Source organism: Actinomycetospora atypica, from assembly GCF_042653685.1.
GTDB lineage: Bacteria > Actinomycetota > Actinomycetes > Mycobacteriales > Pseudonocardiaceae > Actinomycetospora > Actinomycetospora atypica.
In genome coordinates this window covers 95999-120797 of record NZ_JBHSIV010000015.1, presented here as the reverse complement: position 1 = coordinate 120797, position 24799 = coordinate 95999, and the positions used below count along the sequence as shown (strand labels likewise).

Below are 24799 nucleotides of genomic sequence, written 5' to 3'. Positions count from 1 at the left end.
GACGTCAGTCCGCGCTCGCAGGCCCCGCACACCCCGCACGCGATGGGGAACGGGATGACGACGCGGTCGCCCACCGACAGGTTCCGCACCTCGGGCCCGATCTCGACGACCTCGCCCATGAATTCGTGGCCGAGGATGTCGCCGTCGCGCATCGTCGGGATGAAGCCGTTGTAGAGGTGCAGATCTGAGCCGCAGATCGCGGTCGAGCTGATCTTCACGATGGCGTCGCGCCGGTTGAGGATCTTCGGGTCGGGAACGTCCCGGACCTCCACCGACTGCTTGCCCGTCCAACAGTTGGCCCGCATGGGTCTCTCCTTGTCCGAAGTGAGTCAGGCGACCGGCTGGGCCGGCCGCTGGGCGAGCTGCTGGTGTGTCGACTGGCCCGCCGGGCTGCCCTCCGAGCGGACCACCTCGCCGAGTTCCACGACCTGCTTGAACCGCCGCAGGTCGTCGCGCAGCTGCTGGTTCGGCTCCTCGCCGAGCAGCTTCGCGACGACCGCGCCGGCGCGGCCGGCCGGTGGGCGGTAGCGCAGGTCGACCACGACCTCCGTGCCCCGCCCGCCCGCCGCGTCCCGGAACCGGACCGAGCCCGAGTTGTCCACGTCGGCGTCCCCGACCGATCGCCAGGAGAGCACCTCGTCCTCGCGGTCCTCGACGATCTCGGCGTCCCAGCGGATCGTCGACCCGGCCGGACCCGTGGCCTCCCAGTGCGAACGCCCCGAGGCGTCGGTGCTCACCGAACGCAGGTGTGCCATGAAGTCCGGGAGGCGCTCGAGGTCGCGCCAGTGCCGGTACACCTCGGAGCGGGGCCGGTTGACCGTGATCGCGGCGATCGCCCGGCACTCCCCCGCGCCACCGTTGCGGCTGGACAGCCCACGCGCGGTCACGACGTCGGCGACGGTCACCCCCGCGAGCGCTGCGAGGCTGAGCCCGAGACGCCGGGGCTCGGCGCCCTTGCGAGCGGCGCCCAGTGCCAGCGTCGCGATGTCGAGCACGTCGCCCGCGACCCGGCTCCACACCCAGCCTGCCTTGCGGCGGCCACCCAGGATGCCCGCGCCGTGGGCGAGCTCCCGGGCCCCGTACAGCGAGGTGACCGTGCGGACGGCGGCGCCGTCCCCCTGGACCCCCGCCAGCCTCGCGACCGCCCGCGGGGCGGCGAGCTCGGCCGACCCCAGCGCCAGGCTGAACACCGCCAGGCCCTTCGCGAGGGTCCCCGTCACGTCCCGCCCGGGACTCCCACCTGACTGTCCTGCACCCATCACACGCCCTCCGTTCGTCGGACACCGGTGGGCCGAGTAACCCGCTCGGACCAGAGCCGCGAGCGACGAGCACGCAAGTTCGTCCTGCGAGGTCGAGCCGCGTCGACGAGTTCAGCTCATCGGGTCGAGGTGGGCGCGGCGGGGCAGATGCCCCGGGCCCGCGGACCGCCATCGCCTGCCTGGAGCAGCTGGTCGTTCTATGGAGGCCTGCCTCCCCGTGGGCGTTGACGTCCGTCTCTTCGCCCGTGCTTCGGAGCGGCCACCGACCGCCTGCGACCAATGATCACCGGCAGGACCGGCAGGACCGGCAGGACCGGCAGGCGGAGCGACGGGAGCGCGGTGCGGGTCTGCCCGCCGGAGGCTTGAACGGCGCGCCCCCGGGACGATCGGGGCGATCGCCGGTCACGGCACGGCAGCGCGGACGTCGCGACCCGCCACGTGTCCGGTCACGCACGACCGTAGTGGGACGTCGCATCGGCTCAATCGACCGCGGCACCCCGAGAACGCCGGGCAGCCGACCAAAGAGCACCGCCCAGCCAGCGATAGTTCTGGGCACGATCCGCTCTCGCGCCGTATTCAGCTCTTCGGGGAGGCGGCGAGCGAGCGATACCGCAGTATCTGCAGTATCGCTCTCCGCAAGAAAGGCCGCCGATATGTCGCTCGTCGCTCGATGACAGAATCTGAACTATCGGTTGTCTGTTTGTGCTGCTCATAGCCCTGCTGCGCACGTTATGTCAGCCGAGCGACGGCGTTATTGCGGGTCGGTCAGTTCGATCCAGGTCGGCGCGTGGTCGCTGGTCCTCTCCTTGGCGCGGGGGCCGCGGTCGACGCCGGCGGCCACGAGCCGGGCCGCGACGGCCGGGCTGAGCATCAGGTGATCGAGGCGCAGGCCCGCGTCGCGACCGAACGCGTCGCGGACGTAGTCCCAGAAGGTGTACATCCGCTCGCCCGGGTGCAGCGTCCGCAGCGCGTCCGTCCAGCCCTGCGCGGCGAGCCGGTGGAACGCCTCGCGCACCTCGGGGCGGAACAGGGCATCGTCGACCCAGCGCTCCGGCTTGTGGACGTCGAGGTCGGTCGGCATCACGTTGTAGTCACCGGCCAGGACGACCGGAACCCCACTCGCGAGCAGGCTCGCGGCGTGGCCGATGAACGCCTCGAACCAGGCCAGCTTGTGATCGAACTTGGGACCGGGAGCCGGGTTGCCGTTGGGCAGGTAGAGGCAGCCGATCACCATGCCGTTCACCGCCGCCTCGATGTAGCGCGACTGCCCCGGATCGGGCTCACCCGGCAGACCGCGGCGAGTCTCCACCGGCGACACGCCGCGAGCCAGGATCGCGACCCCGTTCCAACTCTTCTGTCCCAGCCAGACGGCCTCGTACCCGGCGTCGCGAACGGCGGCCGCGGGGAACTTCTCCTGCGGCGCCTTCAGCTCCTGGAGGCAGACGACGTCCGGCCCCGCCTCCGCAAGCCACTCCAGCAGGACCGGCAACCGGCCGTTGACGCCGTTCACGTTGTAGGTCGCGATCTTCATCTAGAAGGCGCGCCTCGTCCCACCGCCAACACCACCGAACCCAGCTCGCGCACCGCCACGACGTCACGCTATCCGGCTGTTCCCAGACCGCGGCCGGTGGCGGACCGGGTCTGCTCCCCGGGGCGGCGGGCTGCGGTCATCGTGGGCTTCCCACGCACCTCAGGAGCCTCTCGTGCCCCGCCGATCGTCCGGCCGAGGACACAATCCAAGGCTGGGTATTCCAGCCGCTCAGCGCGTTGCGCATCCGCGTTGTCCCGGTATCGCTCGCGAGGACGGAAGACAGCCGACGCATCGCTCGTGCACCGAGTAGGCCCTGCGCCGGCGTGCAGGGGTCAGACGGAGACCGCACGAGAACCTCGACCCCAGCCGTGCCATCGGCCACGTCGACCTTCGCGACGTCCCCGCCCGACGCCTCGGGACAGCCGGGAGCGGGCCGACGATCATCGCGCGGATGGCCGAGGTGAATTCGGCGATGATCGCCGCCGCGGCCTACTACGCGCTGTGGGCCGTCGAGACCGGCGCGCCCGACCGGCAGCTGGCCGCCGCCATCGCCAAGACGTACGCCTCGGACGCCTTCTACGCCTGCGCTGCCACGAACGTCCAGATTCACGGCGGCATCGGCTTCACCTGGGAGCACCCGGCCCACCGCTACCTGAAGCGGGCGAAGGCCGACCAACTCATGTTCGGGGACTCGGCCTGGCAGCTGGAGCAGATCGCGACCGCCGTCGGAATCTGACCCCTGCTCTCGCTTCGCCTGGTGCTACGGCTCCTGCGCGCCACCCCGGACGACGCTGCGCCAGGTCGGACCGGAACTGGCCCGCTGCGATCGTGGCCGAGTGGTGGGTAGGTGGGCGTCGGTCCCTGATCGATGAGCAGGTCCGCTCACCGCGGGCGGGCCGCCCGAGGGTCGTCGCCTGCGCGCTCGCGGTCCGCGCCAGTGGCGTCGTAGAGCGAGGACGCGGACGACGAAGATGGCGGCGGCGACTCCCGCGCCCAGCGAAGGGCTGTGGGCGCCGAAGGCCGAGGCAGAGCCGACGACGAGGGCACCGGCGAGGGCGGGCACCGCGTAGAGCTCGGAGTCCGCGCGGAACAGCGCCGGGGTCTCGCGTGCGAGGACGTCGCGCAGGACGCCGCCGCCCGCGGCGGTCGTGACCCCGAGCAGGGCTGCTGGGACCGGCCCGAGGCCGTGGTCGAGGGCCTTCTGGGTTCCCGCCACGCAGAAGAGCCCCAGGCCGGCCGCGTCGAAGACGAGCAGGGGTGTGCCCGCCCGCCCGAGGTGGGGGCGGGCGACGGCGGTGATGGCCGCCGCCGCCAGCGCCACCACCAGGTAATGCCAGTTCGTGAACGCCGGAGGCGGCGTGTCGCCGAGAACCAGGTCCCGGACGATGCCGCCGCCCAGCGCCGTGACGATCGCCAGGATCGCGATGCCCACCACGTCGTAATCGCGGTCGATCGCCATCAGGGAGCCCGAGACCGCCAGGGCGAAGATGCCGATCAGCTCGAGAACCGCCATGTCGTCACCGACCTCCTGATGTCTGGGTGGCGGCGCGGCGTCCCGGCCGTCCCACGCGCTCCTGGCTCGTCGCCCGCAGTGGGTGGGACGGTCGTGGTGCGGCGCTTCAGCCGGCTGTCGCGCGAGCGGCCTCGACGATCAGGCCGGCGACCGCGCCGGGCCGGGAGACGGCGACGGCGTGGGAGGCATCCACCTCGACGGCGGTGGAATGCGCGCGCTGGGCCATGAAGGTCTGCGCCTCGGCGGGGACCGCGAGGTCCCTCCGCGTGACCAGGGTCCAGGACGGGATGCTGCGCCAGGCCGCCGCCGTCGCCTTCTCCTCCAGGGCCTTGCTGGTGATCGGCCGCTGCGTCGCGACCATCAGCTCGGCGACCTCCGGGGGAACGTCCGCGGCGAACACCGGCCGGAACTTGTCGGTCTGGATGTACAGATCGGTCACGGTGCCGCCGTTCCCGTCGTCGACGGGGACCGAGTCCAGCGCGGACCCCAGTTCGTTACCGGGGAACTTCCCGGCCAACTCACCGGTGCTCTCGCCCTCCTCCAGCAGGAAGCTGGCCACGTAGACGAGCGCCCGCACACCGGGGTGGCCGTCGGCGGCCACGCTCATCACCGATCCGCCGTAGGAGTGGCCGACCACCACCATCGGGCCGCCGACCTGATCCAGGAGGCCGCGCAGCTGGGAGGCGTCCTCCCGCAGGCCCCGGAGTGGGTTGGCCGCGGCGATGACCGGATAGCCCTCGCTCCGGAGCTGCTCGATCACCCCGTTCCAGCTCGCGGACTCGGCGAAGGCGCCGTGGACGAGCACCACGGTGGGCTTGTCCTGCGACGTCGTGTTCGTGTCGGTGTCGACGCTCATCGTCGTTCCTCTCGATCCGCAGCGACCGGAGTGGCCCGATCGGCCCCCTCTGCGCTGATGGATCGACCGTAGGAAGCGGGGCTCCCTCCTCGCGTACGTCAGATGACCGTCACGGCGACGTGGACCGGCCGGTCATGGACCGATCGCGGCACGCAGGGCCACGCGGGTCGTGATCCCCAACTTCGGGAAGATCCGGTGCAGGTGCGTGCCGACCGTCCGGTGCGAGAGGTAGAGCCGCGCGCCGATCTCCCGGTTGCTGAGGCCGTCCGCGGCGAGCTCCGCGATCAGCAGCTCCTGGGGGCTCAGCTGCTCGCGTGCCTCCGGGGTGCGCGGCCGGCTCTGCTCCCCGGCGGCCCGCAGCTCCTGCCGCGCCCGGTCGCCCCAGGCCGCGGCGCCCAGAGCATCGAAGGCGTCGCGGGCGGCCCGCAGCGGGGCCCGGGACTCCGCCGCTCGCCGGGACCTCCGCAGCCAGGCCCCGTGCGCCAACTGCAGCCGTGCGCGGGCGAAGGGCCAGGAACCCAGATCGGCCGCCAGGGCCGTCGCGAAGTGCTCCTCGGCCTCGTCGTCGGGGGCCAGGAGCGCTCGGCCGTAGCGCAGCCCGACATGCAGGAGCGGTGACGGCGTGCGCGCCGCGATCGCCTCGAGGTCGGCCACGATCGGCTCGACCTCGGCCCGGCGACCGCTGTGGACGGCCGCCTCCACGAGCTCGCCCGCGGCGTAGGTGCGGACCACGCCGTGATAGGCGGGGTCGGAGGGGTCGGAGAGCCGCACCAGTTCCTCCCACGCCTCCTGGTGCCGTCCCCGGTTGAGCGCAACGACCCCCCGGGCGAGCTGCACCACCCCCAGGACGCCACTCGAATCGACCTCCAGTCCGAGCCGGGCCGCCTCGGCGAAGCGCTCCTCGGCGTCCTGGGCGCCGCGGATCGCGGAGACCGCCGACCGGACCACCAGGGCGAGGGCCCGCACCAACGGCAGACCGGCGTCGGCAGCGAGCCGGACGGCCTCGTCGGTCGCCGTGGCGGCCATATCGAAGCGCCCGAGGTTGAACGCGCTCCAGCCCTGCACCATCAGGACCCGGCCCAGGACCCCGAGCCGGCCGTCGGCGCGCAGATCCGGCACCGTGGAGCCCAGCAGCTCCACGGCGAGCGGCAGGTCTCCGGCGTTGCTCAGGGCGAAGCCGGCGGCGCGGGTGCGCGCCGGGTCGAGCGGACCGGAGGCGAGGACGCGGAGCCGCTCCACCACGTGCGCGCCTCGGTCGAAGGGCGCGACGTAGCCGATCGCCTCGAGCGCGAACACGTCGTCCGGGTCGAGGGCCTGCTCGACGACCTCGAGGACGCGGGCACGGACCGGCGCGTCGGCAGCGGCCCAGTTGCACCGCAGCGAGGCGGTCTGGAGGAACATCAGCGCCTGGTCGGTGCGGCCGTCGGCGGCGGCCGCCTCGGCGACGTCGGCCAGCCTCAGGGTGCCCGCGCGGACGTCGTGGATGCCCTCGTCGAAGTTGTCCCGGATCACCGTCAGCCGGGTCCGCTCCCGGGCGGGGACGTCGAGGTCGGCGGTCTCGTGCAGGAGTCGGTCGACGATGTCGGGGCGCCCCCACTCGAAGGCGAGCTCGGCCGCCTGCAGGTAGCGCCGCACGCGCTGTGCCGGGTCCGCACTGAGCCGGGCGGCGCGCTCGAGCGCCGCCTGCGCGGACGCCACGCCCCCGCGGCGCTGTGCACGGGCACCGGCCTCCTCCAACGCGGCGGCCAGCGCGTCGTCCGGCGCGTCGGTCGCGGCGGACCGGTGCCAGACCTGCCGGTCGGGCTCGGGCAACGTCCGCGCCAGGGCGAGGTGGGCCTGCCGCCGTTCGAGCAGGGTCGACTGCTGGCGGATCGCCTGGCGGACCAGCGGATGGCGGAAGCCCAGCGTCTCGCCGTCGGTGACGACCAGCCCGACCTCGACGGCCGGGACCAGGGCCTCCGCCGTCACCTGGTCGCCGCGCAGGGCGCTCGTGGCGGCCAGGGCCTCTCCCAGGATCCCCTCGTCCTCGAGCGTGATGACGAGCAGCAGGTCCCGCGTCACCTCGGGCAGCCCGGGGAGCCGCGCCGCGAAGGCGTGCTCCAGGCGAACGGTCAACGTCGGGGGTGCACAGTCGTCCTGCATGCCCTCCAGGGGCAGCTCCCACAGCGCGAGGGGATGACCCGCGGCCGCGGTCAGCAGGCGTCGGCGCGCGACCGCGTCGAGGTGCGGCGCCCGGCGCGTGAGCACCTCGTCGGCGGAGCGAGGGTCCAGGCGCTCCAGGTGCTGCTCCTCCAGTCCCGACCCGGTCAGCACGGGCGGGAAGCCGTCGCGCTGGGCTGCGACCAGGACCACGGCCTCGGACTCCAGCCGCCGGGCCACGAAGCCGAGGACGTCGGCGCTGGGCCCGTCGAGCCAGTGCGCGTCGTCGACCAGCAGGACGAGGGGCCGGTCGGCGGCGCTGTCGCTGATCAGGGTCAGCGCCGCCAGACCGATCAGGAAGAGCTCCGGTGCCGCGTCGTCGTTCATGCCGAACGCCGCCGTGAGCGCGCGCCGTTGCGGGGCGGGCAACGCGGGGAGGCGGTCGAACAAGGGCCGGACCAACTGGTGGAGGCCGGCGAACGGGAGGGTCATCTCGGACTCGACGCCGGTCGCGCCCAACACCCGCAGCCCGCGCTCGGCCGCGGTGTCGCGCACGAGGCGCAGGAGAGCGGACTTCCCGATCCCTGCCTCGCCGCGGACGAGGACGGCGGTACCGCGGCCCCGGATGTCGCGGAGCAGCCGGTCGAGGGCGTCGATCTCCGCGTCCCGACCGACCACGCCGGACGTCGTCGTCCCCGCACCCGTCAAGGCCCACCACCGTCCGGCTGCCGCGCGATCCGCGATCACCTCGACAGCTCCGTCGGTGCGCGCAGGACCTGGTCGAGGCACAGCCTAGACAAGGCACACCCGGTGGAGCGCGGTACTCGCTCATCCCCAGCCGGCGAGGATCTCCACCAGGGCCGCCGGATGAGCCAGGTGCGGGAAGTGCCCGCTCCCTGCCAGCACCGAGAGTCCGGCCGTCGGCAGGGCCGTCCGCAGCCACCTGACGTACGCGGGGGCCAGGGGGGCGCGGCTGACGTGGTGGTATCCCGTCCCATGTCGTCGCAACGCGGTGAGCTCGTCCGTCCGCTGCCGGCGGAGCTCCTCCGGCGACTTCTCGAGAATCTCCCGCCAGTACCCGAGCAGCAGGTCCTGGCGCGGCTCCGACCGCAACAGCGCCCGGAGCGGCGGGCTCAGCTCGTCGGTGCCCATCCCGTCGAGGAGCGTCGTCCAGACGCCCAGGTAGTCCGGTCCGCGCAGCACGGGTTCGACCGAGCGCAGCATCTCGCCGAAGGGACCGGCCAGCAACGGCTGGTCGATGTTCAGCACCGCCCGCGCGGGATGGCGTGCCGCGTACACGGTGGCCAGCACGGCCCCGATCGAGTGGCCCACCAGCACCGGCATGTCCACGCCCGCTGCGGTGATCGCCCCGTGCAGGATGTCGGCGACATCCGCCGGGTCGTACGAGCTGCCCGGTGGCGAGTCGCCGTGCCCCGGCAGGTCGAACGCCACCGCCCGGCGATCGGCCAGCGCGTCCGTCATCGGGGCCCACATCCCGCGATCGAAGGTCAACCCGTGCAGCAGGACGACCGGGGGCCTGCCGTCGTCCGTGCCCGTCAGGTCCGCGACGAGCTCACCGAGCTGCACGCCGGCCCCCTCTCTCACCCGGGTCCCGCCGTCCACCGTGCTCGCCACCGCGGTCACGCCAGCGGCCGACGGATCAGGTCGGCGGCCTTCTCGCCGATCATGATCGTCGCGGCGTTCGTGTTGACCGGCACGATCCGCGGCATGATCGATGCGTCGGCCACGCGCAGACCGGCCAGGCCGTGCACCCGCAGGTCCGGATCGACGACCGAGTCCGGACCGACGCCCATCGCGCAGGTGCCCACGGGGTGGTAGTAGGTGCTGGTGCCCCGGGCGACGAACTCGCGCAGACCCGCATCGTCGGTGACGTCGGGTCCCGGCAGCACCTCGCGAGCACGCCAGGACGCGAACGGCTCGGTCGCCGCGATCTCGCGGGCCACCCGGACCCCGTGCACCAGTCGGCGCACGTCGGAGTCCGCGCCGAGGTAGTTCGGGTCGATCAACGGGGGCACCGTGGGGTCCGGTCCCGCGAGGCGGATCGAGCCGCGCGCTTCGGGCACGGTGGCGATCGCGAGGGTGAAGCTGTTGGCGGGGGCGGCCAGGTGCGGCGGGTGGAACGGCACGTGGATGAACATCAGCTGCATGTCCGGGCCGCCCAGCGACTCCTCGCTGCGCCACACCATCGACGTCTCGGCGTGATTGGTCCGCCCCGCGGGGATCGGCCTGGCCGCCTCGTAGACGACCCCGCACAGCGGGTGGTCGTGCAGGTTGCGGCCCACCCCGGGCAGGTCGAGCACGACGTCGACCCCGACGGCCTCGAGCTCCTCGGCCGGCCCGACCCCGGACAGGAGCAGCAGCCGCGGCGAGTCCACCGCGCCCGCGCTGATCACCACCTCGACGTCGGCGTAGGCGGTGGTGGGCTCGCCGTCCTTCTCGAACTCGACGCCCACGCAGCGGTCCCCGTCGAAGAGCAGCCTCCGGGCCCGGGAGCCGGTGGCGACGGTCAGGTTGGGCCTCGTGTGGCGTACCGGGTGGAGGTAGGCGAGCGCGGTGCTCTGTCGTGCCCCGCCCGCGATCGAGAGGTCGTGCCAGCCGGCGCCCTCGGCGTGGGCTCCGTTGAAGTCGTCCGTGGCCGGGTACCCGGCGGCGGCCGCACCGTCGAGGAAGACCTGGGAGAGCGGGTTGGGGTCCGACGAGGGCGCGGGGAGCATCGGTCCGTCCGTTCCGCGGTAGTGCGGGTCCCGTCCGGTGACCGTCTCCATGCGCCGGAAGTAGGGCAGCACCGACTCGTAGTCCCAGCCCGTGCACCCAGACTTGGCCCACTGGTCGAAGTCGTTGCGGTGCCCGCGCAGGTACACCATCGCGTTGATGCTGCTGCTCCCGCCGAGCGTGTGCCCCCGGGGCCAGGGGTGGGAGATGCTGCCGGTGCCCGCCTGCGGAACTGTCTCGTAGGCGTAGTCGACCTCGGTGCCCCACAGCGCCGGCCACGCGGGCGGCGCAGCGATCTCCGGCCGGGTGTCGGCCGGGCCCGACTCGAGCAACAGCACTCGGGCCGCCGGGTCCTCGGACAGGCGGGCGGCGAGCACGCAACCGGCCGATCCTGCGCCGACGACCACGTAGTCGTAACGGCTGCTCCGGGCCGTCGTGCGCGTCTCGGTGTCGATGGTCATCATCCGTTCCTCTCGGTCTGCAGCGCCCGGAACGACCGGATCGGCCCTCTCTGCGCTGACGGATCGACCGTAGGAAGCGGCGGTCCTTCCTCGCGTACGTCACGTGACTGCCACGGCGACGTGAACCGGCCGGTGACGGACCGGTCGCGGCACGGAGCGCCGGCTCGAACCGGCAGGTCGGGCGCACACCTCACCCGGCCCGGCACGTCGTGGTCAGCCCGCATCACCCGCAACGCCTGTCGGCGCTCGTCGACCCCCGACGGAGCATCGACATGGCCGCAGCCACCTCGACACCGATCGCGGGGCAACTCAGAACACACCCTCGTCATCGCTCGTCGATAGGCGATTCCCGGTCTAGCCGCGACAGGCCCACCGTCATCGCGGTATGACCTGCACCGCCGACCCCTCCCCCACGCTTCGTGGATCGCAATCCATCCGCGCGAGTTATGTCCCCGCACCACGCGATCGAGCCTGGTACGAGGTCGAGCGATATCACGAATTGCGTCATCGCTCGCGACTGGAGATTGCCGATCATCGACTGATGACACAATCTAAGTTATCGGTTGTTTGTTTGTGCTGCTTACAGCGTTGCTGCATCACTTTTGTCAGCAGACGACCGACTACCGCGTTCGAGGCCCAGCCAACGCAACGGTGGTAGCGGCTCGAGCAGTACGAGGCCGTGACTAGCGCGGGTAGCACCGGACATGACTCGGTGCTCATCGCGGCGGTCCTCCGCCACACCTTGACCTTTGAAACGACCATGGCGCTGCTGGACCCGACCTCGCGGAGGCAACCCAGGCGGTCGGTACTCATCTAGCCCGTCAACCACCTTGAGGGCGCATTCCCAAGGGACAAGGCTGCTGCCACGATCTGCTAGCCTCCGCAGGCCTCCAGCCAGCCCTCCCGCCCGACGCTTTGAGACACGCGATCGAGACGTTCCAGCTCGTGCGTTGGCGACACCCGCGCTAATCGGCGTCGCTCGGCGCACCGGTCACCCCGGATCCTGGAGTGCGGGACGACCCGTTCGACGCCCCAGAAGGGGTTGGACATGTCGTTCATGACCAGGACGACGTCCTCCAGCGGCTCGGCCTCCAGCAACGGCGGCGGGGTCGGCACGCGCAGGATCTCCGGCAGGTCGCGAGTCCTCGGTTAGGGGGCCGCCCGGATGGCCCTGATCCGGGATGGGGCGCCTCTGCGGTGGGCTCCAGCACGTTTTCAACACCGAACGTGTCCCGCACGCGGACGCCGTCGAACCGGGGGTGACCGATCCGGGTGGCAGCATCAGCGGGACGACGAACGAGTCCACGCTGTGGGCCACAGCGGACTCCACAACGGCCAAGCGGGTGAGATCGGCGCGCGCGGTCTAAACTCCGCCGACGTACACCGCAGCGTCCTCGAACGCGAACAGCCGATCGGACCGCATCCCAAGGATGTTCGTTCGGGACGGCGATGACCAGGTCGGCCTCAAGTCTCCTAGGCTACCATGCTGTTATCGATAGCCCTGCCTCAAATTAACTGTCTGAAGGAAAACCCACCGGGAGCAGGCGTGATGGGCAACAAGCGTCCACGACCAGCCATGGAACGCAGCTTAATAGCCGCCGTCTTGGCGATTCTCGCTTTTGGTCTTGGACTTTTCGGTATGCACCAGTTGCTCTTGCGCCCCGACATTCCGGGGGGGCGAGGGGTCTCTGACCTAGTCTATTATACTTTACAACTCTTTCTTATAGACTCAGCCCCTCTGCAAACTGCTGGCGAATTGCCGACAACTCTGAACATCGCACGTTTCGCCGCCCCGGCTACGGCTGTTCTAGGATTAGGAACGTTATTAAGTCAAGGGGTCGCGAACTTCCTCGATAGGGCTCTTACTCCGCGGCGGTCGGGACACTCGGTAATAATTGGCGAGGGCGTTGCGGCTATGCAGCTGGCACATTCCGTCGTAGCCCGCGGCAACAGCTGCATTCTGATTCACAGCGAGACTCTTGGCGTGGGCATAGCCTACGACGGCGTGATAAAAATCGGAGGTGACGCAAGATCTCTCGCTACCTTAAGAGAAGCAGATATCGACAGAGCTCGAGACATCTTGATCTTATCTTCTCAGTTCAACCATACAGTAGAAATCACCAGCAGTTTGACACAAGCGATTAAGGATCGAAAGACTGCGCTACCGCTGTGCATCGCAGGTCGGTTTCCACAGGATCTATCACGTGCGTTGGCGGGGCTGTTCCCCGAAAAGCTGTCCTTGGAATTCGTCGATCCACTTCAGGTCGCCGCTAGAACGGTGATCGACCAGTGGTGGTCGCATGACGAAATGCTTGGCCTTATTGGTTCTGGAGCCGTTTTCGAGGCGCTTTCAGCAGAGCTAGAAAGACCCAGCGTAAATTCATCACGGCCTCAGGGCGTAGTTTTCGGCACACTCGAGGAGCTTGACATGGTGCCCGACGAACTCTCGACGATCATAGTTACGTGCCCGCCCGACTCGCTCGCAGTTAGCGCAGATGTCGCGCAGCGACTTCTTTCTCGGCCAGTCGATGTGGTGGCCTTGTTGGATGGGGCTACGAGATCGCATATGTCAATAGACCCGGGGCTCGAGCTTTCGGGCCGTCCGCGTGTACACACCTTCGATCTCGTCAGAACGATCTATAACGTTGCTCACCTGCGAGATCGACTTGCTCTTGAATTAGCACGCTCCGCGCACGACTCGTACCTGTTACAAGCTAAGAAGCGAGGAGACAGAGCGGGCTCAAATCCTCTCCAAGTTCCGTGGCCAGAGCTCGACGAGGAGCTAAGGGCATCGGCCGTGGAGCGCGCACGAGATGTGATCCGTAAGCTTCGTGTAATCGGATGTGTGGTGGTCCCCAGCCAGGATGTGACGTCGGAATCGCTTTCACTTGAAGCTGATGAAGTGGATCAACTCGCGCAGATCGAACACGAGAGATGGATGCAGGATCTCCAGAGGAGAGGTTGGCGCCAAGGTCCGCGAGATCTCATAGCAGGCTCCCATCCCGACCTAGTCGAATGGGAAGCGCTGTCAGACGAATCTCGCGAGAAAGACAGAACATCAGTGCGCGAAATCCCCAACCAGCTTCGTGCTGTGGGATATCAGATCGCGCGTCTCAAGACGCGGAAGTAGTTCGATACATGCACGCTCGCAGGTTACATTAGTCGGGGGGAGCTTCCGCTGAAGGCGGCTAGTCTCCGCAATATCGCACCTTGCAGAACGATGCATCCCTTCCTCGGGAAGGCGATGCCAAGGGTGGCGCCATGTCTGGCCTGGTCGGTCTTTGAGCGGGCCGGTCGGGTCCGGTGAGGGCGAGGCCGCCGGCGAGCCCGTCGCCCTGGCCGCCGACGCCTACGCCGGCGTCGACCTCCATCGCTCTACCGACCGCCCGCTACCGCCGCGATCGGCTCGCGGGCTGGGTCGCCGAACTCACCGCCGCCGCCAACCGCATCGCGCACGAGCTGAGGTGATGGCCGGACGCGGAGCGTGCCGGGTGCGCCGCATCATGCCCGGCTTCTGCCATACCGCGATAATCCCCGCTATCGCGGTATCGCTGAGCAAAGAGAAGGCCAGCGATATATCGCCAAGCTGACCCGACTTGAGGTATCGGCTAGAGTTGCTGCTGATCACGAGTTATGTCAGGACAAACGTTATCGCGACCAGCTTTTCCGGCAGGAACGGCCCGCGAGGGCCTCTTAATTCGGGTCAGGTGCGCGCACCACAGATTGGTCATACGCCCGTGGTGCCGGCTATGCCAGACATGTACGCCACCCTCTGCGGTGTGTGATATTACGGCCCTGGGTTGTCGAAGCTTCAGAGGTCCGCACGACCTGGAGTAAGAGCTCCAACACGTACAGTTCGGTAGATTCCCAAACTAGCCGCACATCCGCCGGAGATTCGTCCCAATGGCGTATTGCTCGTCGGGAAGCGGTCCACATGATCGTCTAGCTCGCACACTCCAGGGGGAATTGAGTGCGCGCTTCTCATCGGCTCTCGACGGCTGCCACATTCATAGTTCTATTGTTCATCGGCATGTCTGGGTTCAGTACAGCTTCCGCGGCCCCGCCCATGGGGCACGATGCTTCTTGCAACTACTTCGGCAAAGTAATCGACGTTAAGGGTGTGCCGACTTACAAGTCGATCCTTTGTCAGTACGTCTATCAGCGAGAGGCAGATGGCAGCCTGCTGAATGCTGAGGCAGATGGTTGGTTCAACACGGTTGGCTACTCGATCCAGACCGTAGCCAAGGAGCAGGTATGCAACTATTGGGTAGACTTCGACGCATGGGACTCTGATAGTGTGAAGTACTTTCACAACCAGGGCCAGAATCTAAGCACTTGCACGAAGCCTTTCATTAGTAAAAGTGGGAGCCGAGACCTCAACGCCGATCGACTCATCCGACCGAATAGCGAGTTCTGCGCAACGCTGTTCGAGACGGAGCAGGACAAGCCTCGACAGGTTGCGAGAACTTGCGCGCATCTGTCCTGATCTCGGAACAACTACGGGTACACCCGGCGCGGATTCCCCCGCTGTGCGAAGCGGACAACTCAAGCCTGTCGGTTCCCGACTAGGTGGAGTCGTGAGGGGCCTTAAGCATCTGGGCACGGGGGGACCGGGTCGATGCAGAGGTCGCCGCGGTAGAGCCGGTCAGCGCACGTCCTGGTAGGGCTCTAAGCAGATCCCTTGCGGATCGGCGGTGAGCCGATTGTTCCGCAGGCCGCCGCGGGCGTCGAGCCGATCGGAGTGAACGAGGCGCTGCACGCGCTCACACCCCATATCCACCACTTGTTCGCCGACCTGCCCATCGACATCGATGCGTTCGTCATCCTGTACATCGAAGTCCCAGAAGAGGGGTCGTTGCCAGCCGCGCCAGCCGACCCGCACCGTCACCCGCGGGCTCCGCCGCCACGACCGTCAGCGATCCCTCAGGTCGATCCAGTCACCGTGCCGTCAGCCCGCCACTAGCAAACGACAGCCAAGACCAGCTACGCGGCACTTACACGCTAACGATGACGCACGCTCTCGCGATGTGATGGCTGAGCGGGTGATGACCTGGGGGGACAATGGGGAACAGCTGCACGTGCAGATTCAGCAACATCCCAGGCACTCGCGCCTGGGCCAGGGGGGCAACGCCCTCGGAACGGGACCAGAACTGCCCCCTGCACAGCCTCCTCATGGAACGAAGCAGGCGAAGCAGTGCGTCCGCCAATTGGGGAAGATCAACATACGCCCCTACACCCAGCATCAACCCAGGAGGCGCGGACGTTGAGAGGGGGCGTGGACGCCTCAAGACCGCCCTGTACGTCTTCGTCACCCTGAGTGCGCTTTTCCTCGTTCTGGTTCTCTCGTTTATCTTCAACTTCCCCAGATGGTATTGATGACCTCGAGCGCCTCGCCACGACCGGGCCCTGCACCTCTGACGATCACTCACTTTCGGGCAACCCCAAGTGCCAGCTCCCGAAGTTGACTGCAACGGGAGATGCGAAGAACAACGCAGGGCAGCGGCCCCGTTGCCGCTGGGCATCCGTCCAATCAAGAAGCCCAAGCGTTTGCTCGAAAGGCGACTGTACGAATCCGAGACAGTGCACTAGGGGCCGCTTCAGAATAAATTTCACAACGATCCGATTGTCGCGGAATCGCTGCCGACGGTCGCACTCTCTGATGATCGTCACTACAAAGTCGATCGGTACAGCTGGCATGGAACGGGCCGAGGTGGTCGCAGTTGGGACACTCCCGCCGTTGCCTCCGTCGTCGAGGCCGGGCGGCCGGCCTGGTCAGGCTGTCTCGAGGGGCGTCGACGACCTGCGCGGCTCGGTGCCGCACCAGCGGCTTGCGTAGAACGCGAGGTGTGCTCAGCGCCGTAGGAGACGTGCCGGGTCGGGACGCTCTGATGTGGTCGACGGCGGCCGAGCCACCGGACTCGCCCGCTGGCTCAGCGATGCCGGCTCTGGCTCGGTCACTGCTGGGGCCGCCGACCCGACCGGCTGCGACATTCGCAACGCCCGATTTGCGCCCTCGAACGCCTTGACCGCCTCCCGGATCGGCACCGCGGCCTGACCTGTCCGCCGCTCCGCCCCAACCATCCGGCGCCAAAAGCGCTCGAGAGAAATACGCCGTGCCCACCACGCGGGCACCCGTCTGCACTCCGCGACCATGTTCGCTGACCCAGAACGTAGGGCACTCGCCGACCGAGGCCGCACGTTATGTCAGGTGACGCCAGTGACGCACCTCGCGCCGCAGGCTGTGCCGGCGAAGTCTTGAACCCTGTCGGGCGTTCTCGAGTCGACTGTCGAGGCTCCTCGAGACGGCTCCGTCCTGGCGCATCTGCCAGAACTCGTTGCCGGTCCACGCAATAGTGTGTGTCCCGCCATCGGTGGAACATGCAATGTTTCTTGCGTACCAATTGAAGTAGATCGTCCCACTGTAGCCTTGGTAGACGGTGTCTCCCGCAGCCGTGAAATAGGTGTCGTAGTAGTCGAGGTCGGTGTGACACACCTTCTCCACGAGCGCATTCTTCGTGCAGACGAAGTCAGCCGCGCTAAGATGCGGTTTCTCGCTGGTGGGCGTTGCGAGTACGTCGCATCCGAAGGCCGAGGTGCCGACGACCGAGCCTTCGACAGGAGCCGTGGATGCGGTCGAGACACTCGAGCTGTTGCTCGAGGCGTGCGGGCTTGCAGCGAACGCCACAGCCAGCAGTGCCACCGCAGCGCCGACGACTGCCTTCGCTCGGCCTCGCGCAGAGGCGGCCTCCCACAGGTCCCGCGGGCTCTTCCCAGAGCCATCTCGTGCGGCAATCAGTGGCCGTCCGGAGAAGAGGTCCGTCTCTTCAGCCGGTGGGTCCGCAATGAGCAGCGTCTCGGTGGGGGCGTCGAGGTTCTCGACGATCTCGTGCGGCGGGATGCTCGCATGGCAGCTCCCGGGTGCTGTTCGCTCGGGGCGGCGCATCCCGAGCCGAGCATTGGCAGAGCGCGCGCGGGACCCAGTGGTGCGCCAATCCCCGATTTCGGTGAGCTCTGACCGAGTCGGCGCCGTCACCTGCCCGGCGCCGGCGTCTGGCGCGGCCATTGTTCCGTCCACGGCGGCGGCGTGACGTCCCATCGCTGAAGTCCCCCGACTCCTTCGCGGTCCCCGACGGCCCGCGTTCGTCGTGTGGATCGCGGAATGAGACCGGACCGTTACGCGTCTGCTGGACCTGGGCGCCGCCGCCCTGTGACCTGCTTCCGTGCCAATTCCAGGATTCCTCCCTGCTTCCTGGGCGAGCCATCCTCTGCAGCCATCATCCACCCTCGAGAGGCAGTTAAGCTCCCTCGTCGCCGTCGCCCTACAGCAGTTCGACGTCGAGACCTGTCAGCAGTAGGCCACCATGAGCGGGCCGGCGGCTTGGTCGGTCGCCTCGTCGCGCGACAGGCCGTCCGCTTGTAACCGCTTCGTACCGAGGAGTGCTCGGTCGAAGCTGGCCTTCGGGAGCTGTTCAGGGATTCCGCCCGCAGTCTGCAACTGCCCGAAAGTCGCTTGCCCTGCTGCCGCACGTCTGAGTGCGTCGGCGAGGCGGTCACCGCACCCGCTGACCGCTTGTGCTTCTGCCGGGTCGTACGAAGGCGGAACGTAGGGCGCAGCGGTGGTCGGCGATGGCCTGACAACTGGTGGGTCGAGAAGTGTTAGCGACGCCGGGATGGTGTCGCCGACCGATACGAGCGTTCTGTAGTCGAGAGATAGCAGCGTCGTTCGCAAGTAGCCGGTGAAGCGGTAGTCCTTCCCGTTCTCAGCGCGTGTGCCATTACGGCAGCTGATGCTGAGGGACACGTCGCCCGCAGCCCCGTCGGCGCGGTAGCCGAACAGGGCGATGTTGGCTCCATTACGCGACCACTGACTGCTGTAGCTCGCCGTCGGAGTCACGGTCGGCACTTGGGCTACGACGTCGGCGAGGTCCTGGTGGCAGTACTTGCGCAGCACCGCTCGCTCCGTGCAGGCCATGCGCTCCGCCTGGTCGGCGGTCGGAACCGCGGGAATGTCGGCGGCTGGGCACCCCAGCGGTGTCGTACTGGACGTGTCGTCTGATGACCGATCTCCAGACGAGCAACCAGCGAGGACAGCCGCGGCGACGGCCAGGAGGAGCAGCGGAGTAAGGAGCCGACCCACACGTGTCATGCGCGTGGACGTCGGGGACGGCGGCGCCGTGATGACGTTCGGCATCTATCGATAACGAGGCGCCTTCTACTGGAGGTTCGCGGTGCCCGCCAGGCTCCGGGCAGTGCTGCCTCGACGCAGCGGCCTCTAGGGACACGGTGAGGACTTCCGTAGACGTCCCGAGCGGTCCAGCTGCTAAGCCCACGCCGCGCAACGCCACGGTGCCGGCCGACCGGTGTCGACGTTTCACCCAAGCGGTCGCCTATCCGGTAGTCCGGCTTCGCACGGTGGTTGCGTTGGAGCGCGCACGGCCCGTGCGGCCCATCCGTGATCAGGCAGAGGCAAGGCGTGGCTAGAGGTAACAGGGCGAGGACGTCCATCGACTCGTAGGAGACAAGCAAGATCGATCGGACAGAAGGTCATCAAGATGACGATGATGCAGGGACCGACTCCGGGTGAAGCCCCCTCGGGCGGTCCTTGGGGCCCGGCACCAGTGCCGCGCCGACGTATGCCGGCCTGGGCGGTTGCCCTGCTCGTCGTCGGGAGTGTGCTGATCGTTGCTGTGGCCGCATTGCTCGCTGTCGCCGTCGGGCTCGGAGTGGGCGAGCAGCAAGACGGTAGTTCGGCGACAGCGACGACACCGCAGGTCACCGAACAGGCCGGGCATCAGATTGAGGTCATCATGGACTCTTCTGAATCCGTGTTGCGGCAGATCAGCTCGCGCAACCCGATGGGAAGCGGTCAAGAGCAGTACGTAGCCTCGCCAGCCCGGTTTCCCGTCACCACCACCCCGGGCGCTCCCTACCTGACCACCGTTAACGTGCTCGGTCCCACGAACGCGAGGCGTGGAGCGTGGGTGCGATGCACCATCACTGTTGATGGTCAGATTGCCTCACAGCAGGTTGGGGTGAACGGCGACGATGCAAGCTGCAGCGTCTCCCTGACCAACTGATAGCCAGGCGAGATAGCTCGAAGGTCGCGTCGGCCTGAACACCGGCGACACCGCATCCGAGTTAGGTGAGCCAGTGGGTGGGGTTGGTGGAGTCGAAGGTGCGGGCATAAGTGTTCGCTGGACCGAGCGCGTTCCCGTTGACCCCGGTCGACGAGGTGCACGTCGATGACGGTGCGTGCGCCGGGCTCGTGGCCAGGCTCGACCGCGCCAGCGTGGACTCCGTCGGCGCTCTGGGTTCCACCGGCAGCTACGTCTACCTGACGCGCGAGCAACGACGCTGGATCGCCGAGGTCGCCGGCCGGACCCCGGTCCTGGTCGGGATCGGTGCGCTCCGGACGTCGAACGTCCTGCGTCACGCCGAGGACGCCCAGGAGGCAGGCGCCGGCGCGGTGATGCTGGCGCCGGTGTCCTGCCAGTCCCTGACCGACGAGGAGGTCTACGGGCTCTACGCCGATGTCACGACCTGTCGGTCCCGCTCGTGGTCTACGACAACTCGGGCACCACCCACGTCGTCATCTCGGACGAACTGCACGGCCGTACCGCCGCACTCCCCCACGTCGCCTCCATCAAGATCCCGGCCCTCCCGGCGGATCTGCCGGAGGAAATGGTGGTGCTAGCACCTTCCTTTGCCCCGGCCGGTCAAGAGGACTACTCCACGACCGACATCCGACGGCGACGACGATAGGCGGGCCGGGATGAACGCGCGGAGAGGCCGCCCCAGACCGTGAGGGAGGGCTGCGCGAGACTGCGGCAGTGATCCAGACCTGCCCGGCCTGCTACCGAGCCGATGACGTGCGCTGGTCGAGGCTGCCGGAGCAGATGATCAGCTACGTCTGCGACGACCGTCATGAAGGTGCGGGCCCCCACTTCTGGACCGCAGCAACCGGGTCACGCGAGCCGACCGAGACGGCGACGGCGGGAGTCACCGCGGACCTCCTCGAACCTCTGTTTCTCTGCGTCCATGAGGGCGACCCGTTCGTCGAGTACGGGGTCGTCGAGTACCGCCTCCGGACAGACTTCCCCGCGCTCTTCCACACCCACGTCGCCGAACGTGGCCACTCGATCTCCGGCCACCCGGCCCCGACCGCGAGCAGTGTCCGGTTCGCCGCCACGCTCGGTCGCCTGGCCGACCGGGGCGACCTCTTGAAGACCTGGGGTCCGGCCACCGGCGCTTGGCGGCGCAACGACCGCGTGACCTACTGGGCGACGCCGTCGACGCCACCGACGCCCCGGCTCTCGTGGGCCGAGTTCTGCGAGTCCATCGGCCGATCGGCCGAGTGGACAACGACTGACGTCGACGAGTTGTGCAGCGGCCGGCCTCGCCATTGACCTCCGGACAGGTCGTGTTCTCCCGTGAAGCGCCGGATGCCCGTCTCGCCTGTGGGTTCGGGGCCTCTCTGCGGTGACCTCCTTCACGGGGCCGTGGATCTCGTTTGGTAGGCAGTGCTGCCGGCACCGGCCGGACGGGGGAGGCGTCGATGACGTTCGTGCAGCATTTGTCTATAAGAGTTCCGTGGCACGACGACGGCTGGGCGGGCACCGTCTGCCGCTCGCCCCGGAGCAATAACGCCTGTCTGCTGCTCACCAACATCGGCGAGAAGCGCGTCGACGCCGTCGAGGAGGCCCACTCCGGCGCCGCGATCGATGACCTCCCGGAGGGTCAGACCCCACCGTGCGTCGCCGAGCGCGCCACGTTCATGAGTCCCCGCGTCCATGCCCTCACTCAAACCCACCCCTACGCGTGGCACCCGGCGCTCTCGGGGCTGCGGCCGTCCACGCTGCCGATTCCGGCGTTCTCAGCACCAGCGGTGCCGTACTTCTGGCTCAACCGCGGGTCGATCGAGGAGCTGCTCGAGCACGTCCCCGTCGACGGCTTCGAGCTCGACCGCGAAACCGACGCTCTGGACGCACTGGGCTGGGACAAGGCAACGTGGATCCTCCACGGCGACAACCAGCGGGCGTTGATCGACACCTTCTTCGCGAACGTGCGCGTCGAGGAATCATTGGTCTTCTTCTACGTCAAGCACTCGCCGTTCGAGGACAAGCCCGGTCGTGTCCTCGTCGGCGCGGCCCTGGTCGAGCACCTCACCTCGCCGTCGCCGTGGCCGACGGCGGGCGCGACGGCGTTCCCGAACCACCAATGGGAGACGCTCGTCGGCCACACGCTGCGCCCCGACGGGTCGGGCGGGCTGCTGATGCCGCTGCAGGACCTTCTCGAGCTCGCGGACACTGGTGTCGACGTGTCCGCGGCCGTGCCCGACGCGGTGCAGGCGAACCGCGAGTTCTCCTACGTGACCGAGCACGTCGGCTCCGACGCTGCGGTCGCCGCCCTGCTCACCTTGCGTCGCTGCGCCGAGGAGTCGTTGCGGCTCGGGGTCGCCGTGCCCCAGCAGTCCTTGGAATGGCTCGACACGCAGCTCGCCAGGACCTGGCGCCGCCGCGGCCCCTCCCCAGGCCTCCCCGGTGTGCTGGGGTTCCTCGGCTGGGAACACCCGACGTATGCCGCGCAGGTCGCGACCACCGCGGCAGGCGAGGACGACGCCTGGCCGCTCGTCGTCGCCGCTCTCGAGGAACGCCACGCGCCGACCCCAATCACCGAGCTCGCCACGTCGACGCGCCGGCGCATCTGGGCGGGGCAGTCGAGCGAGAGCCGGCGGGTCCTCGATCTGCTCGTACGCTTCGATCTCCCCGCCGAAGCGGTCATCCAGGCCACCGAACCCGAGCTGCCGAACCCGGTCGATCGCGACCGGCTGCTCGACAATCCCTACGAACTGGTCGTGGTCACCGCCGACAGGCCGTTCCCGGTCGACGTCACCGCTATCGACCGCGGGTGCTATCCGGACCCTGCCGTCGGCGCCGAGTTCCCCCTCCCGGTGAGCACCCCGTTCGACGATCCGCTCGACCGCCGCCGCCTCGAGGCGATTCTCACGTGGCTCGTCGTTCAGGCCGATGAGGAGGGGCACACGCTGCTGCCGGTGCCCGACGTGATCGAACGCGTCCTCAACCTCGCGACCACGCGCCCACCGAAGCTCACCACCACGGTGCTCGACGGGCTCGGTCTCGACCCGCGGCGCCTCGAGCAGGACGAGCGGGCCCTCGTCGCCAGCGAGCTCGCCGACGGCACGGCCGCCTACAAGCACGTTAGCGCCCAGGAGCGCGCCGAGGCCATCCTGGAGGTCATCGAGCCGCTGCGGACCGGCATCCGGCACCCCGTGCCCGGCGACCTCGCAGCGAGCCTTGACGCAGCTTTGCGGCCCCTCGCCGACGCCGGGACCGAGGACCGCGACGACGAGCAGCGCGCCCGGCAGGAGAAGCTTGCGGCGCTGACCGAGATGTTCGCCGCGCGGTTCACCGTCCTCAACGGCCGGGCCGGCACCGGAAAGACCACGCTGGTCAAGGCACTAATCAGCCGCCCCGACGTCACCGCTCGCCGGGTGCTGCTCCTCGCGCCCACCGGGAAGGCCCGAGTGCAACTCGAGGCGAAGGTGGGCCACCCGGCGAGCACGGTCGCTCAGTTCCTCGCCCGCAGCAAGCGCTTCGACGGCGACGACGGTTCCTACTTCTCCACCGGGGACGCTGCGTCGCGCGACCGCTTCGGCACCGTGGTGGTCGACGAGGCGTCGATGCTTACCGAATCAATGCTCGACGCCCTGCTCGATGCCCTGCATCCACCGGACCGCCTTGTGCTCGTCGGCGACCCCCGCCAGCTCCCGCCGATCGGGCCCGGTCGGCCCTTCGTCGACCTCGAGGGTGATGTCCGACGCGCCCACGACGGCCGTTGGCCACACACAGCACCCGGCTGGTGCGAGCTGACGGTCCTGCGTCGACAGCGCGGCGGGGGCCGGGCGCGCGATGACTTGCAGCTCGCCCAGTGGTTCGGCGGCGACGAGCTCCCCGAAGGCGCCGACGACGTCTGGGACCGGCTGCGGACGGGCGCGACCATGCCGACTCTGCGCGCGGTGCCCTGGGCGGGGCGTTCCGCCGGGGAGGTCCTCGACGCCGTGCTTGCCGAGGAACTCGACGTCACCGAGGACGGCGGCCGCAGCTTCGCCGCCTCGTACGGCGCCACCATCGACAAGTACGTCGACTACGGCTCCGCAGCCCAGCAGTGCGAGCGCTGGCAAGTGCTCTCACCGACACGGGGGCGCGCGCACGGCACCGTCGGCCTCAACCGGCACCTCAAGGCCGCACACCGCCGCGATGAACTCGAGAAGGCGCTGCGCCGTCGCTACCGGACGGTGCCCCGCCCGCTCGGCTGGGAACAGATCGTGCTCGGCGACAAGGTCGTCAACCTCGAGAACCGGACCTTCCCCGCATGGTCGCGCGACCAGGGCAAGCAGCGGGTCCTCGTCGCCAACGGCGAGATCGGAGTCGTCACCGGCCAGGTCAGCAAGAAGGCCCCGTGGGCGACACAGGTCGAGTTCCTCCAGCGCGCCGGGCTGCGCGTCACCGTGAACGGCGCCGTGTCCGAGAGCGACGCATCGCTGGAGCTCGCGTGGGCCCTCACGGTCCACAAGTCCCAAGGCAGCGAGTTCGGCCTGGTCATCCTCATGCTCCCCGAGCATCTCGGCGCGCTGTCGCGAGAACTGATCTACACAGCGCTGACCCGCCAGACGTCCCGCATCGTGCTCTGCCACGAAGGCCCGCTCGACCACCTGCTCGACCTCACACGCGCGACGGGCTCGGAGACCGCGCGGCGCTACACCGACCTCGTCCGACCCGCCGACCCCGTGACGGTCACGAGCGCCGACGGGCAGCACGCCTACGTCGTCGACCGCGGCCTGAGCCACATCACTACCGGCGGCGTGCTCGTACGGAGCAAGAACGAAGTCATCATCGCCGACATCCTCGACGACTTGGTCCCCGGCCAGTGGAGCTACGAAGCGCCGTTTACCGGTGACGACGGCCGGACCGTGCGTCCCGACTTCACCGCCGTGCTGCCCGACGGACAGATCGTGCTCTGGGAGCACCTCGGCATGCTCGACAGCCCCACTTACAAAGAGGCGTGGCACCGAAAGCAGCAGTGGTACACCGAGCAAGGCGTCCACACACCAGATGGGCCAGCCGAGGGACGTCGAGCAACCCTGATCACGACGTCCAGCACCGCCGGGGTCGACGTCCCCGCGTGGCGCGCCATCGCGGAATCAGCCCTCACCGGTGCGGCACCGCGGATGCAACGCCGCGCACGGGTCCGTCGAGGTCGATGAGCGGTTGGGACTCCGTGTCGCCG

Annotated in this window: 17 protein-coding genes and 1 pseudogene; 7 read left to right on the top strand and 11 right to left on the bottom strand. The window is 68.7% G+C overall.

Translation table 11 applies throughout. The annotated features are described in order from the left end of the window. The 3 genes from ACFPBZ_RS15780 to xth form a co-directional block, all read right to left on the bottom strand. Window positions 1-305, bottom strand: a 305-nt coding sequence (locus tag ACFPBZ_RS15780; RefSeq protein WP_378037029.1) for an alcohol dehydrogenase catalytic domain-containing protein, incomplete at its 3' end; no start/stop codon positions are given. A gap of 24 nt (window positions 306-329) precedes the next feature. Continuing rightward, window positions 330-1220, bottom strand: coding sequence for an SRPBCC family protein (locus ACFPBZ_RS15775; RefSeq protein ID WP_378037028.1), 891 nt, complete (start codon window positions 1218-1220; stop codon window positions 330-332). Between the two features lie 790 nt (window positions 1221-2010). Further along, entirely contained in the window at window positions 2011-2790 is a 780-nt protein-coding gene (gene xth / locus ACFPBZ_RS15770) for an exodeoxyribonuclease III (protein ID WP_378037027.1), read from the bottom strand. A gap of 451 nt (window positions 2791-3241) precedes the next feature. Between xth and ACFPBZ_RS15765 the strand changes: the two genes are divergently transcribed. Continuing rightward, a complete protein-coding gene (locus ACFPBZ_RS15765; RefSeq protein ID WP_378037026.1) occupies window positions 3242-3526 on the top strand; it encodes an acyl-CoA dehydrogenase family protein in 285 nt (94 codons plus the stop codon). A gap of 24 nt (window positions 3527-3550) precedes the next feature. Here the strand turns inward: ACFPBZ_RS15765 and ACFPBZ_RS15760 are convergent, their stop codons facing one another. From ACFPBZ_RS15760 to ACFPBZ_RS15740, 5 genes are all read right to left on the bottom strand, one after another. Beyond that, window positions 3551-4303, bottom strand: coding sequence for a trimeric intracellular cation channel family protein (locus ACFPBZ_RS15760; RefSeq protein WP_378037025.1), 753 nt, complete (start codon window positions 4301-4303; stop codon window positions 3551-3553). A 106-nt stretch (window positions 4304-4409) separates the two neighbouring features. Further along, window positions 4410-5159, bottom strand: a complete 750-nt coding sequence (locus ACFPBZ_RS15755) for an alpha/beta fold hydrolase (RefSeq protein WP_378037024.1) — start codon at window positions 5157-5159, stop codon at window positions 4410-4412. Window positions 5160-5291: 132 nt separating this feature from the next. Beyond that, window positions 5292-7976, bottom strand: a complete 2685-nt coding sequence (locus ACFPBZ_RS15750; protein WP_378037023.1) for an ATP-binding protein — start codon at window positions 7974-7976, stop codon at window positions 5292-5294. Between the two features lie 150 nt (window positions 7977-8126). Next, window positions 8127-8885: an alpha/beta fold hydrolase gene (locus tag ACFPBZ_RS15745; RefSeq protein ID WP_378037022.1), complete on the bottom strand. Its 759-nt coding sequence runs from the start codon at window positions 8883-8885 to the stop codon at window positions 8127-8129. Window positions 8886-8938: 53 nt separating this feature from the next. Continuing rightward, complete coding sequence (locus ACFPBZ_RS15740; protein WP_378037021.1) at window positions 8939-10492, bottom strand: GMC family oxidoreductase; 1554 nt, start codon at window positions 10490-10492, stop codon at window positions 8939-8941. A gap of 1984 nt (window positions 10493-12476) precedes the next feature. Between ACFPBZ_RS15740 and ACFPBZ_RS15735 the strand changes: the two genes are divergently transcribed. Beyond that, window positions 12477-13622, top strand: a complete 1146-nt coding sequence (locus ACFPBZ_RS15735) for a RyR domain-containing protein (RefSeq protein WP_378037020.1) — start codon at window positions 12477-12479, stop codon at window positions 13620-13622. A gap of 1515 nt (window positions 13623-15137) precedes the next feature. Here ACFPBZ_RS15735 and ACFPBZ_RS15730 read toward each other — a convergent pair. The 3 genes from ACFPBZ_RS15730 to ACFPBZ_RS15720 form a co-directional block, all read right to left on the bottom strand. Next, on the bottom strand, window positions 15138-15380 hold the full coding sequence (locus ACFPBZ_RS15730; protein WP_378037019.1) for a hypothetical protein: 243 nt from the start codon (window positions 15378-15380) through the stop codon (window positions 15138-15140). A gap of 1311 nt (window positions 15381-16691) precedes the next feature. Beyond that, window positions 16692-17588 (bottom strand): hypothetical protein, encoded by an 897-nt coding sequence (locus ACFPBZ_RS15725; RefSeq protein WP_378037018.1) that lies wholly within the window; start codon window positions 17586-17588, stop codon window positions 16692-16694. Window positions 17589-17837: 249 nt separating this feature from the next. Further along, complete coding sequence (locus tag ACFPBZ_RS15720) at window positions 17838-18443, bottom strand: hypothetical protein (protein ID WP_378037017.1); 606 nt, start codon at window positions 18441-18443, stop codon at window positions 17838-17840. Window positions 18444-19044: 601 nt separating this feature from the next. On the opposite strand from ACFPBZ_RS15720, the gene ACFPBZ_RS15715 reads away from it, so the two are divergent. From ACFPBZ_RS15715 to ACFPBZ_RS15695, 5 genes and pseudogenes are all read left to right on the top strand, one after another. Next, window positions 19045-19569 carry a hypothetical protein gene (locus tag ACFPBZ_RS15715; protein ID WP_378037016.1) on the top strand — a complete coding sequence of 175 codons (525 nt, stop codon included), beginning with the start codon at window positions 19045-19047 and terminating at the stop codon, window positions 19567-19569. 110 nt (window positions 19570-19679) lie between these two features. Then, window positions 19680-19910: pseudogene (locus ACFPBZ_RS15710) on the top strand (dihydrodipicolinate synthase family protein); the annotation flags it as partial. A 137-nt stretch (window positions 19911-20047) separates the two neighbouring features. Further along, entirely contained in the window at window positions 20048-20254 is a 207-nt protein-coding gene (locus ACFPBZ_RS15705) for a hypothetical protein (RefSeq protein ID WP_378037032.1), read from the top strand. 68 nt (window positions 20255-20322) lie between these two features. Then, on the top strand, window positions 20323-20898 hold the full coding sequence (locus tag ACFPBZ_RS15700; RefSeq protein WP_378037015.1) for a hypothetical protein: 576 nt from the start codon (window positions 20323-20325) through the stop codon (window positions 20896-20898). A 149-nt stretch (window positions 20899-21047) separates the two neighbouring features. Then, window positions 21048-24776 carry an AAA family ATPase gene (locus ACFPBZ_RS15695; protein ID WP_378037014.1) on the top strand — a complete coding sequence of 1243 codons (3729 nt, stop codon included), beginning with the start codon at window positions 21048-21050 and terminating at the stop codon, window positions 24774-24776. Window positions 24777-24799: the final 23 nt, after the last annotated feature.